Genomic DNA, 12,258 nt, shown 5'->3' with positions numbered 1-12,258 from the left:
CTCCTACAACATTTCAATAAAGGCCGCGACGCGGGTGCTGAGCTGGCCGATATCCGCTGTCGAATAGTCGGTCTCAATGGCGATATAGGGAATGTTGTGCTGCTGGCGCACGTGGCGTTTAATCGCCAGCGATTCCACCGCGTAGGTGTGGCAGGCCTGCAAAATAACGTCCACCACCCCGTCGGCCTGGTACTCTTCCACCATCTGGCTGAGCAGGGTTAAGCGTTGGTCGTTAGGCGAGATGCAGGAGCAGCCGATGGCGAGGTATTTGTCGGTCAGAGCATCGTAGACGTCGCCGGTTTCTTCGACGCAGCGCTCGGTGGCCTTGGCTCCGGTGCAGTTTTCAAAACCGACCACCCAGCCGCCGTTGTCCTCAATCGCCTTCACCACTTTTTCCGCCGCGCCGCCAATCGGGCAGCCGGTGATAAGAATGCGTGGCCGCGATTCCAGCCGTTTGCCCTCCTGCCATTGCTGGCGAACCCGTTCGGCCATGCTGTTGAGCTCATCAATCAGCGTTTCTTTGTCGAAGCGGAAAGTCGCGCCGTAAACCACTTTTAAAATATCGCTGCCGCTGAGTGCGGGCGGGTTAAGTTGCCCGACGCGATAGAAGTTCGCCAGCGCCCGGCGTTCGCGGTTCTTAAGGATAATGGCTTCGCGCAAGGCGGTTTCGGTAATGGGCGTGCCGAAGCGGTCCTCCACGGCCCGTTGCAGGCGCAGGATTTCTGCTTTCCACAGCGCCCGAGAGGCGTCGTCGTTGGCGCCGTTAGGTAGCTGCATGACGTGCACGGCTTTGAATTCGGCCATGTACTCATACATCTTCTTTTTGCCGTCGCAGGTGGTTTCGCCCACTACGAGGTCGGAAAAGTAGAAGTAGGGGCATTTGTCGGTTTTGCCAAAGCCGTAGCTGCTTTTAATCAGCGGACAGAGGTTGCGCGGCAGATCCTTTTCCGCCTCTTCAATCGTTTCGTCGGAGGTTGAGCACAGTGAAACGACTACCGCCCCTGCGGCCAGCGGGATCTCCTGCGGCATAAAGGTGCAGTAGGTGCCAACCAGCGGGATATTTTGCTCTTTAAGATCCATGACCGTGAGAAAGCCCTTCTGGCGAGCCTCGGAGAATTGGTCAAAAATGGCAGGTAGATCGGTGATAAGCGACATGGTTTTCCTTCCCCGTACACGGGAGATGATGAAAGAAGCCGCATTATAACCATGTTAATAGTAAGTCTTTATTGATCTCCCACTCATGTCGAGCTATTGGACGGTTGGTGTTAATAGACTTTTTTCAGGTCCATCTCTTCCTGAATCCGATCGCTCCAGGCGACGTGGGTGCTAATCGCTGTATCAATCCCGGCGTTATAAAACATCGGCCCCAGTTCTTTAGCGATAAAGTCGACAAAGAATTCGGCGTCAAATTGCTCCAACTCCAGTTCAAAATTCTCTTCGCAGTATTGACACAGCTTCTCGCGTAGAAGATCGCGTTGTGCCGGGCTGAGATCTATATCGCTCATTAACATTCCTTTATAAATATCGTTAGCGTTAAACAGGGCTTGAGATTATATCCGATATTGGTGATGTAGTTGCGCTAAGGCACGATGTTTTTCTCCCAGCAAGGGATGACATTGATAAAATACCTCGAAGGAAAAATGTGATTAAGATCACATCTTTATGAGTAAATGAAGATAATAGAAGATATTCCAATAACCTTATGAATTTAAATGGGATAATATCTTTTTTTGATGTGAATAACATTTAGTTGCGCTCGCTTTTTTTCAGCATGTTGGTATCTGGCTGAATAATCTATGGACCTGATATAAGGTCATCTGGCTTACGGAATTTATCTATACTTAAAATCATTCAAGACGCAGCCAACAAAGAGGCAGTTTGAAGGATGATGGGTATATAAGTATATTCTGACAGCGATTCATTTCTCAGGGGCGAAGGATGAAACGCGTAAAACTGAATATGAATGTTTTTGACGCTGCACTGATACGCCTGGATTGGGTATTTGATACTTTTGAGCAGGTTTGTTTATCTTTTTCCGGCGGTAAAGACTCAACGGTATTATTTCATCTGGCGGCGGTCGTCGCGCGTCAAAAAGGGAAAAAGTTTGCGGTATTGTTCGTGGATTGGGAAGCGCAGTATTTATTAACTATCCAGCACGTGCAAAATATGAAAAACCGCTATCAGGACGTGGTGAGCCAGTTCTACTGGGTGGCGCTGCCCATGACGACGGTGAGCGGCGTATCGCAGCATGAGCCGGAATGGGTTGCCTGGCGGGCAGGCGTTGAATGGGTGAGGCAACCGCCCGATGACGCGATCACCGATGCTGGTTTTTTCCCTTTTTATCAGCCCGAAATGACGTTTGAAGCTTTTGTTCCAGCGTTCTCTCACTGGCTGGCTGCGGGCCGGAGTCTCGCTTCGCTAATCGGCATTCGTACCGATGAGTCACTGCATCGCTATATGGCGCTGACCTCGCCAACTAAACTGCGTTTTGAGGACGATAAGCCCTGGACGACCGCCTCGCCTGAGGGGTTCAGCTATACCTGCTATCCGCTCTATGACTGGCGTACTCGCGATATCTGGATTTTTAACCACAAGTCGAGGCTGCCCTACAATCCGCTTTATGACCTGATGCATCGCGCCGGAGTACCGCTAAAGAATATGCGCGTCTGCGAGCCGTTTGGCCCTGAGCAGCGGCGCGGGTTATGGCTTTATCACATTCTGGAGCCGGAGACGTGGGAACGCATGTGCCGACGAGTATGCGGCGCACATAGCGGCGCGATTTACGCCAATGCCAGCGGCGACTACTTTGCTCTGAAGACGAAAATCCGCAAGCCCGCGCACTTTAGCTGGCGCGAGTATGCGCTCTTCCTGCTCGACAGCATGCCGGAAAAAACCGCTGAACATTACCGCAATAAAATCGCCATCTATCTGCACTGGTACCAGACCCGTGGTTTCCCTGACGATATCCCCGATGAGCAGGAAAAAGATCTCGGCTATCGCGATGTTCCCTCATGGCGTCGGATTTGCAAAACGTTGCTGAAAAACGATTTCTGGTGCCGGATGCTGTCATTCAGCCCGACGCAGCCTAAGCACTATGAACGGTACTGTCGGCTTATGAGCAATAAACGTAAAGAGTGGAGGACGCTCTGATGTCACCGGATGTGGCTAAAACAGTGATCGAATATCTCGAGTCGTTTGACGATCTTGACCTGAAAATCAAAGCGATTAACGAGCTGAAGAGCCTGATTCATCAGCACAGCCCGTTTTGCCGCGAACCGGTTGACTGCGTGCTGTGGGTCGAGTCCAAAACGGTAGAGGCAAATGACTATAATCCTAACGTGATGGCGACGGTGGAAAAGAAACTTCTGGAGCGATCCATCGAACTGGATGGTTTCACCCAACCAGTGGTGGTAGCCCGCCAGCAGCGGCGGCATCTGGTCGTGGATGGTTTTCATCGCCACCTGATTGGTAAGACGCGTCCGGAGCTGAGTCGACGCCTGCATGGCTATCTTCCGGTGACCCTGATTAATGCTGAACGCGAGGGGCAGAAAGAGCGTATTGCCGCCACTATTCGTCATAATCGCGCCAGAGGAAAGCACCAGATCGCGGCGATGTCGGATATCGTCCGCGATTTGCACCGTCAGGGATGGGACGATCGACGCATTGGTGAAGAGCTCGGTATGGATGCCGACGAGGTGCTGCGCCTTAAACAGATCAGCGGCCTGACGGAGCTGTTCGCCGATGAGAGCTTTAGCGAAGCCTGGACCGTGGAGTAGCGCGCCTCCAGGAGGTCGCGAGACGTTTTTCCTGTCCAAAGTGCCGATCCAGCAGTAGCCGAAGCGCCGGTAGTCCGGCGCGTTTGGTGTTTATCAGGTAAGGGTCGAAGACTGACGGGGAGCGCAAACGTTCATCCGGGGATCCAGTTATCCCATGTGGGCAGCGTTCCCAGTTCCGCAACCAGAAAATCGATAAATGAACGTACCTTCGGATTGCTGTATTTGCTCGGGAAATAGAGGGCATACAGGGCGTGCGTTTCACACGTAATCATGCCATCAAGCAGCAGCGGTGTGATCTCCTCTTTTTGAATATGCCCGCCAATCAAATAAGTTGGCAGGTATGCGACGCCTTGATCCTCTAACACGGACTTCAACAGCACCAGACTGCTGTTCGCTTGAATAGGCATATGAAGTTTCAATTGATGCATGCGATCCTGCTCGTCAGCTATTTTCAGCACAGGCGTGAGGCCGGGGTACACCAGGCAATCGTGGCCTGCCAAATCAATTCGGCGTTGGGGAATTCCTTTTTTAGCGAGATAACCCGGAGAAGCGCAGTATGCCCAGCGGATGGGTACCAGCTTGCGCATGGCGTAGTTTTGTGGCGGTGCGGTCGAGATACGCAGAGCGATATCGAAATCAGTTTCATTCAGATTGATAAAATTATCATTCAGGTCGATATAAAGATTCACATCCGGGAATTTCGTGCGGTATTTATCAACCAGGTTGACCAGGTGAGAATAACCAAATGCAATTGAACACGTGACGCGTAATTCGCCTTGCGGATTTTGATCATAGCTCGAAGTGGTATTGAGTGTTTCATCGAACTCCTGCAGTAATTTATTAGCGCGGTTAAACAAATATTGCCCTGCATCGGTCAGAGTAATACTGCGGGTCGTGCGTTTAATTAAGGTGGTTCCTAGCGAATTTTCCATTGCCGCCAGGCTTTTACTGACTGCCGAAGGCGACACGTTGAGCTGAGCTGCGGCTTCAGACAATCCTCCACAGTCTACGATTTTGATAAAAAATTCTAAATTTTTTAGCGATATTTGCGCGCTCATTTTTTCCTTTTATTCACAAGTGATTTGCAAAAACGGTACGAATAGGCGGTTACATTGGTAATTTAAACATGTAATTATTGATTAATAGGAAATAAAACGCGTTTAAAGTGAATAAATAACAACTTAAGTGAGTTGCATCACAAAATAAAGGGGGGAAGGCAAAAAATCATCAAATTGTGAATTTAATCTCATTTAATATTATTTAAAATTAAAAGGTGCCGGTTATGTGGACACGACTCGAACCCTACAAATCTTCTATTATTCTTTTATCCGCTCTGGTTGCTGGTGGGCTGTTAGGTATTTACGCTCCAGCATTAGCAAGCAAATTGCAGCCAGTCGGTCAGATATTTCTAAACCTGTTATTTATGATTATCGTTCCGCTGGTGGGTATCAGCGTAATGTCCTCTATTGCCAGTATGACCGACCTGAAAAGGCTGGGGCGCATTATGGCAATTATCTTTATTGTTTCTATCGCGATGGCGTTTATTCCAGCAGCCGGGATTGTAGCGCTCGCGCTTTGGTATAACCCAGCGCAAGGCGTCACTATCGATCTCTCTCAGTCTGTACAGGCAGGGAGCGGAAAGATGGACTTTGTCAGCATGATCACCACTAGCGATTTTATCGGGCTGTTCTCTAAGTCCAATATTCTTGCGCTGATCGTGATGGCGATTATCGCCGGTATTGCCATTGGGCAATCGGAGCAGGCGGGTAAACGCATCGCGTCGCTGTTGGAAGATATCAACACCGTCATTATGAAGATTGTTTCCATCATCATGAAGGTTGCGCCAGTGGGGCTCGGTTGTTATTTCGCGGCGACGATGGCAAGCCAGGACTCCGCGCTGTTGTTGACCTTTGCCCGCGCTATCGGCCTGTTTATGGCTGCCACGCTGGTCTATTACATTTTTGGCTCAATTTTTTATTCGTACATTGGCGGCGGTATTCCTGCGGTGAAGGCTTTCTGGCGTAACGCTATCGAACCGTCGGTTACTGCACTGGGAACCTGTTCCTCATTAGGAACCTTACCCGTGACGCTACGTGCCGGTAAAGCGATGGGGATCAACCCGGAAATCGTCGACGTCTCAATTCCGCTGCTGGTCAACCTGAATAAAGGCGGCGTGGCGATGATTGCGGCGTTGAAAATTGTCTTTATTTACTCGGTGTTGGGAATGGAATTCACCGCTGAGACGTTCTTCCTGACGATGCTGATCGCCGTGCTTTCCGCCATCATCGTTGGCGGCGTACCGGGTGGCGCATTTCTTGGGGAAATCTTTATTGTTACTACGCTGGGACTTCCAATGGAAGCCATCCCAATGCTGGTGGTGCTGGGGGCGATAACGGACGCTCCGGCGACGCTTATCAACGTGATCCACGATTTAAACGCGGCACAGATAGTGGAGAGGTTTGCCGGGAAAAAGCAGGTGATTGCTGAGGCGAACTCGCCGGTCGCGGTGGTGTAGGTTTTCCATACGGATTAAGCAGTTAACAGGAGATATTATGAACGATTCTATCAAGCTCGAAACGCAACTGATCGTCGCTGGACGTGACAAACGTTACACACAGGGGGCGGTAAACCCGGTCATTCAGCGCGCCTCTTCGCTGGTATTTGATACCGTGAAGGACAAAAAATTTGCCACTGCGAATCGCGCTAATGGGGAACTGTTTTACGGTCGGCGCGGGACTTATACCCACTTTGCGTTTCAGAAAGCGATGAGTGATTTAGAAGGTGGTGTGGGCTGCGCGCTCTATCCTTGCGGCGCTGCGGCGGTGACTAACGCGATTCTGGCGTTCGTCGAGAGTGGCGACCATATCCTGATGACCGGGGCTGCCTATGAGCCGACTCAGGATTTCTGCAATAAGATCCTGAGTAAATTCAATGTTGAGACCACATATTACGATCCGATGATTGGCGCGGGTATTGTGGACCTTCTGCGCCCTGAAACCCGGGTGGTGTTTCTTGAATCGCCCAGTTCCATCACCATGGAAGTGCAGGATGTGCCGGGCATGGTGAAAGCTATCCGTGCGGTTAACCCTGAAATTATCATTATGATCGACAATACCTGGGCGGCGGGCGTGCTGTTTAAGGCTTTGGATTATGGCGTCGATATCTCCATACAGGCTGGAACAAAGTACACCATTGGTCATTCCGACGGGATGCTGGGCACCGCGGTTTCTAACGCTCGCTGCTGGGATCGTCTGCGTGAGAATTCATATCTCATGGGGCAAACGCTGGATGCCGATACCGCCTACAACGGTAGCCGCGGGCTGCGTACGCTGGCCATTCGCCTTAAGCAGCACCAGGAGAGCAGTATTCATATTGCTCGCTGGCTGTCGGCAAGACCGGAAGTGGCGCGAGTCAACCATCCGGCGTTACCGGAATGTCCGGGCCATGAATATTTCCAGCGTGATTTTGCCGGAAGCTCCGGTCTGTTTTCCTTTGTGCTGAAAAACAGATTGACCGACGAGCAGATGGCGAATTTCCTCGATAATTTCTCTCTGTTTCATATGGCCTATTCCTGGGGTGGGTTTGAGTCATTAATTCTGGCAAACCAGCCGGAGGAACTGAACAGCATTCGCCCGGCGGGGGATGTTGACTTCAGCGGGACGCTGGTGAGGGTGCATATCGGGCTGGAGGATGTGGGAGATTTGATTGCCGATCTGGAAGCCGGATTTACCCGTATTGCTTGATAAATAACGCCCCACAGTATTTTGTAGGCCGGGTAAGGCGCTAGCCGCCACCCGGCAAAAATGCGAGCACCATATCTAAAACAGGTTTATTTCTCTGTCGCCAGCGACGAAGGTTCATGCTGGCGAAGGCGATTTAATAATCCCGCCAGGCAGCAGGCGGCCGCGATCCCCGCCACGACGCCCAGCAGGTGAAAAGGCAGCTTGCCGCTGTTAAACCATAACCAGCGAGCCGCTTCGATGGAGAGGGCGCTGACGCTGAGGATCACAATGTTTAGTGAGGCCGAGACGGTCCCTTTTGGCAAATCGTTGGAAAATAGCGTAAAGCGGAACAGCGTCGGGAAGATAAGCCCGATGCCGAAGGCGTATAAGCTGGTCCCTATTACCGACCACAGCCAGACGTGCGGCCACAGCAGGTTACCGAGGATTAGCACGGCCAGCCCGGTCATCTGGATGGGTACCGCGCGCCAGATAAAGCGCGGGCGGGTCGGGTCTTTCACCCAGCGCGCCACCGACAAGTTAGCGACGATCACCGAGCTGAAGACCGGTACCTGGGTCCAGGCGAACTCTGCGGTCGTTAGCCCGCCATCGTCAATCAGGATCACCGGCGAGACCGCCACCCAACTCATCAGCGGGATGTAGCTTAGCGAGAGCGCGGCGGCGCCAAACAGAAAAATTCGGTTGCGAAAAACATCGCGGAAATCATGCAGCACGCCGCTGGCGCTAAAGGGAAGGTCGCCGCGCTGCACGGTTTCCGGCATATTCAGCAGCAGCCCCAGCCAGGCGATAAAGCCCATTGCCGCGATAATACCGAACAGTACTTTCCAGTGAACGAAATGCATCAGCGCAGCACCTGAGAGCGGGCCGATAATCGGCGCAATCAGTACGATCGAAGTAATAATCGCCATCAGCTTAATGGCTTTGGTCTGACCGAATGCTTCCTGCACGGTGACGTAGCCAACCGTAGCAATAAAACAGATGCTGGTGCCCTGAATAAAGCGCGCGGCGAGGAACTGCTCCATCGAAGTGGTAAGCATGGTCGCAAAGCAGGCAAGGGTAAAGATCAGCGCACCGGTCAGCAGCACCGGACGACGACCGATACGATCCGAGAGCGGCCCGAGCAGCCACTGCAACGCCATGCCACCGGCCATATACAGGCTGATCGACGCGGGAGCCAGCGCCACATCGGCGTCGAAATCGTGTACCACGTGGATGATGCCCGGCTGGATAAGGTCGGTGGTCAGATAAGCCGCGAAATCATACAAGATCAGCGCTGCCGGGAAGAACAACGTGGTGGAATGGCGGGCAAAAAAGCGGGTCATCCATTGCAACATCAGGGGCTCCTTGTTGAGTTTTGCGATGCACGCTTAGAGCCTATCCCATTAGGCTATTTTATTTGCCATTTTGGCCTTGGGCAGTGCTCACAACCTCACGTACTACGTGTACGCTCCGTTGTTCCGCGCTGTCCGTGTCCAAACTGGCTACAACAATTGCGCCTACTGGGATAGGCTCTTAACAGGTGCACACTATTCCAGCACTTCACACTGCAATAAATTTAGGGTCAACAGAAATATCCATGCCTTTTCAGATGTTAATTTATATTTATGATAAATATGTATTTGAAACAATAAGTTCCATTAAATATGAAGATGCAGCAGCGACGGGATTTGTGAAAACAACCACAGCACCAGCCCGATCGTGCCGCCAACCAGCGTCCCGTTGATGCGGATAAACTGCAGGTCCTTACCAATGTTCAGCTCGATTTGCCGCGACATATCGCGTGAGTCCCAGCTTTTGACCGTATCGCTGATATGGCGGGTCAGGAAGGCGGCAAACTCCGGGGCCACCCGATGGGCCGCTTGCTCAAGGTGTTCGTTCAGTGACTCGCGCAGCGCCTCATCGTGGAGTAGCGTTTCGCCAAACCACTGCCCGGCTTCGGCAATACGCTGTTTGATGCGTGAATCTTCGCTATTGACGTCGTTTTTAATCCAGCCGCGCAGGTCGGCCCACACTTCTCCAAGATAGCGGTTAAAGGTCTCATCGTTCTTCAGATACGCTTTCATGCTCTCCGCTTTTTCTGCCATCTGCGGATCGGACTTAAGACTGTCGATCAATTTTAGCGTTGCACGATCGAAAGCCTGGCGAATTTGATGAGCGCGATCCTGACTGACTTCATCGAGCAGCGTGTTGACCGCATCGGTCACCATTTCCGCGCTGTGCTCGCCCAGCCATTCGGTAGGCAGAATTTTGGCCTTCAGCGGATGTTCGGTCTCCAGCCAACGGATAATGCCGCGAGCAATAAACGCCCGTGAGCTGTCGCGCTGTAGCAGGGCGATCAGCTGGCTAATCAGCGAGTCCAGCAGCTTCTGGTGACGGTTATCGCGGGTCAACCCCTCCAGCATCATGGCGCTGGTTTGGGTTAAATCGACCTTATCGATGGCTTTGTGCACCGCCCGGCGCAGCAGGCGCTGAATACGCGCATCGTCGGTAAGCTCGAGAAAACCGCTCATTACCTGCAGCAGGTGCTGGCCGACCCGGCGAGAGTTTTCCGGTTGGCTAAACCAGTTACCCAGCATCAGCGCTGGTTCGTAACGGCGAATCAACGCCACCAGTGATGGGGTGTCGAGAAATTTTTCCTGCACGAAATAGCCGAGATTATCGGCAATCCGGTCTTTATTGCGCGGAATAATTGCCGTATGCCGCGAGACGAACGGTAGCGGAATCCGGCGAAATAGCGCCACTACCGCAAACCAGTCCGCCAGCGCGCCGACCATCGCCGCTTCGGAAATAGCCTTTAGCGCACCGACCCACGGCGTCGGCGGCAGCACGAGGGTAGTGATAAAAATGGCCACTGCGATCAGCAGCAGCGAGAGCGCCAGTAGTTTGGCGCGTTTCAGTTCAGCGAGTTTTTCCATAAGCTTAAGCATATAACCTGACGGCGAACTCGTGCAAAAACTGCCACACGATCCAGCAGCCAAACGCCATTAACACCCCGCCCGCGACCCGCTCTACTCGCCAGACGACGGTGGAAAGGCGACGCTGTACCGACGGTAGTGCAATCAGCGAGACCAGTAAGATATCCCATAGCAGCACCATGCTGGTCATCCAGATTCCGCTGGTGGTCTGTTGTACCAGCGTCACGTTCGGACCCAGCAGCGAGGTCATCAGCGCCAGATAAAACAGGGCATTCTTCGGGTTGAGCAACGATGAACCTAGCCCCAACACAAGCTGTTTTGCCAGCGACGGGCGAGATGCTGCGGCGCTGCGTAAATCCAGCGTCGCCGGACGGCTTCTTAGCAGCAGGCTGCCAATCCACAGCAAATACGCCGCGCCCAGCAGTTCAATAACCGTAAACAGCAGCGGCGCGTGGCGCAGGATCCCCCAGCCGATAATCGCCAGCACAATATATAGCCCGTTACCGGCGGCAATCCCGATACACAAGCCGACGCTGCCGCGCAGGCGATAGCGGATGGCGTAGCCTACCAGCAGGAAAAAATCCGGGCCGGGGCTCAGCAGAGCAACGAAATGGGACAGCGCCAGCGCGGGGAAGGCGGGTGGGAAGAGCGTAGCGAGTATGTCCATAGCAACCTCAGTAATAACCTGAGGTCACCCTACGCCAGCGCGGAGGCTAATTATTGTCTGATATTGATCGGCCCTGCGCATACTGGCGCGGCGTGGCGGCGGTGTAGCTGACAAAAGTCTTATGAAAGTGGCTCTGGTCGGCAAATCCGGCCTGATAGCCAACGTCGGCAATATTATCCCCGGCGCGCAGGCGCGTTTTGGCGAACTCGATGCGCGCCATATTGATAAAACTGGCAGGCGTCAGGCCGGTATCGTGCTTGAAGGCGCGAATCAGCGTCTCTTTGCGTAGGGATAACTCGTTGGCGAGGCTATCTAGCGTCGGCGGTTCTTGCAGATTGGTTGCCAGGCGGTTGAATAGTTGTGAGCTGGCTTGGCTTAACGCCTGCGGTACGGCAGGGTGTAGCGGCAGAGCCTGGAGCAATCGCGCGATGCTGGCGGACAGCGCCGCCGTTTGCTGCTGGTGCATCAATGCGACAATCTGCTGATACTGAGCGAAGAGCCCGGCGTCGCGAATGACTAACTGCGGTGTTGTCAATTGGGCCGGGTGGGGAATGTTTCCCAACTGTTGTCGACACCAAGGGATATCAAGGTAAAGCATATGGTAGCTGCGCGGCTGGCCGTTAAGCGGATTACAGCTATGAGGCGCCTGCGCGGGGATAATAATCAGCTCACCTGGGCGCAGAAGATACTCTCGTCCGTTGCAGATACAGCGCGTTTCCCCTTCGATAATCGCGCCCACCGAGAGCTGCGGATGACGGTGACGTTTATAGGCCTGATGGCTGTGCCAGGTGCTGCGCAGCTCAAGCCAGGGAAACTGCTCGTCACGCCAGAAGGTTTGCGGGATATCGCGCGTATGGCTCACGGAAGGCTCCTTGGCTAAGGGGAATACCTGTTTATAACATGACAGCAGGCAGAGGGCGAAATGCGAGCCGCCTTCGATAAAAATGCCGAGTTTGCAACTGGGCGAAGATATCTTTCGTCGCCGTTTCCGCTGGTGGACATTACCGTCGTGCCTGATGATGAAATTGTGCAACATCGAAGAATTGCTTTACTTGAACTGATGCAAAAGCATATTCGCCAGCGCGCCGAAGCGTTACGCATTGCCCGAACCATGCTTGCCGATGGCATGGCGCTGGACACGGTGCTGAGAATTACCGGTC

At 52.9% G+C, this 12,258-nt stretch carries 11 protein-coding genes and 1 pseudogene; 5 read left to right on the top strand and 7 right to left on the bottom strand.

Annotated features, from left to right (window positions below; translation table 11 throughout):
* Positions 1 to 3 precede the first annotated feature (3 nt).
* Together DA718_RS24875 and DA718_RS24870 are read right to left on the bottom strand one after the other, a co-directional pair.
* The gene (locus DA718_RS24875; RefSeq protein WP_112215140.1) at positions 4 to 1,155 is read right to left on the bottom strand and encodes a double-cubane-cluster-containing anaerobic reductase; all 1,152 of its coding nucleotides are present in this window, start codon (positions 1,153 to 1,155) and stop codon (positions 4 to 6) included.
* A gap of 110 nt (positions 1,156 to 1,265) precedes the next feature.
* Positions 1,266 to 1,505, bottom strand: a complete 240-nt coding sequence (locus DA718_RS24870; RefSeq protein WP_112215139.1) for a DUF2164 domain-containing protein — start codon at positions 1,503 to 1,505, stop codon at positions 1,266 to 1,268.
* A 433-nt stretch (positions 1,506 to 1,938) separates the two neighbouring features.
* Here DA718_RS24870 and DA718_RS24865 point away from each other — a divergent pair, with 433 nt between their 5' ends.
* Both DA718_RS24865 and DA718_RS24860 read left to right on the top strand, forming a co-directional pair.
* Complete coding sequence (locus tag DA718_RS24865; protein ID WP_112215138.1) at positions 1,939 to 3,150, top strand: phosphoadenosine phosphosulfate reductase; 1,212 nt, start codon at positions 1,939 to 1,941, stop codon at positions 3,148 to 3,150.
* Positions 3,150 to 3,776 (top strand): IbrB-like domain-containing protein, encoded by a 627-nt coding sequence (locus DA718_RS24860; protein ID WP_112215137.1) that lies wholly within the window; start codon positions 3,150 to 3,152, stop codon positions 3,774 to 3,776. Before DA718_RS24865 ends, DA718_RS24860 begins: the two co-directional genes overlap by 1 nt.
* Positions 3,777 to 3,907: 131 nt before the next feature.
* On the opposite strand, the gene DA718_RS24855 is transcribed toward DA718_RS24860, so the two are convergent.
* Entirely contained in the window at positions 3,908 to 4,834 is a 927-nt protein-coding gene (locus tag DA718_RS24855; protein ID WP_112215136.1) for a LysR family transcriptional regulator, read from the bottom strand.
* 224 nt (positions 4,835 to 5,058) lie between these two features.
* Here DA718_RS24855 and DA718_RS24850 point away from each other — a divergent pair, with 224 nt between their 5' ends.
* Both DA718_RS24850 and metC read left to right on the top strand, forming a co-directional pair.
* Positions 5,059 to 6,291 carry a dicarboxylate/amino acid:cation symporter gene (locus DA718_RS24850; protein ID WP_112215135.1) on the top strand — a complete coding sequence of 411 codons (1,233 nt, stop codon included), beginning with the start codon at positions 5,059 to 5,061 and terminating at the stop codon, positions 6,289 to 6,291.
* Between the two features lie 37 nt (positions 6,292 to 6,328).
* Complete coding sequence (metC, locus tag DA718_RS24845) at positions 6,329 to 7,519, top strand: cystathionine beta-lyase (protein ID WP_112215134.1); 1,191 nt, start codon at positions 6,329 to 6,331, stop codon at positions 7,517 to 7,519.
* 86 nt (positions 7,520 to 7,605) lie between these two features.
* Here the strand turns inward: metC and mdtM are convergent, their stop codons facing one another.
* The 4 genes from mdtM to DA718_RS24825 form a co-directional block, all read right to left on the bottom strand.
* Positions 7,606 to 8,850 (bottom strand): multidrug efflux MFS transporter MdtM, encoded by a 1,245-nt coding sequence (gene mdtM, locus DA718_RS24840; RefSeq protein WP_112215133.1) that lies wholly within the window; start codon positions 8,848 to 8,850, stop codon positions 7,606 to 7,608.
* Between the two features lie 303 nt (positions 8,851 to 9,153).
* Positions 9,154 to 10,443: a DUF445 domain-containing protein gene (locus DA718_RS24835; protein ID WP_112215132.1), complete on the bottom strand. Its 1,290-nt coding sequence runs from the start codon at positions 10,441 to 10,443 to the stop codon at positions 9,154 to 9,156.
* Positions 10,436 to 11,098, bottom strand: a complete 663-nt coding sequence (locus DA718_RS24830; protein WP_112215131.1) for a LysE family translocator — start codon at positions 11,096 to 11,098, stop codon at positions 10,436 to 10,438. The genes DA718_RS24835 and DA718_RS24830 overlap by 8 nt, the downstream gene beginning before the upstream one ends.
* 46 nt (positions 11,099 to 11,144) lie before the next feature.
* Positions 11,145 to 11,960: an AraC family transcriptional regulator gene (locus DA718_RS24825; protein ID WP_112215130.1), complete on the bottom strand. Its 816-nt coding sequence runs from the start codon at positions 11,958 to 11,960 to the stop codon at positions 11,145 to 11,147.
* A gap of 117 nt (positions 11,961 to 12,077) precedes the next feature.
* On the opposite strand from DA718_RS24825, the pseudogene DA718_RS30765 reads away from it, so the two are divergent.
* Positions 12,078 to 12,182 (top strand): annotated as a pseudogene (locus DA718_RS30765) (Rpn family recombination-promoting nuclease/putative transposase); the annotation flags it as partial.
* Positions 12,183 to 12,258: the final 76 nt, after the last annotated feature.

Source organism: Klebsiella huaxiensis, assembly GCF_003261575.2.
In the GTDB taxonomy this organism is placed as follows: Bacteria; Pseudomonadota; Gammaproteobacteria; order Enterobacterales; family Enterobacteriaceae; genus Klebsiella; species Klebsiella huaxiensis.
The sequence above is the reverse complement of the archived record's forward strand: the minus strand, read 5'-3'. Positions and strand labels throughout refer to the sequence as shown.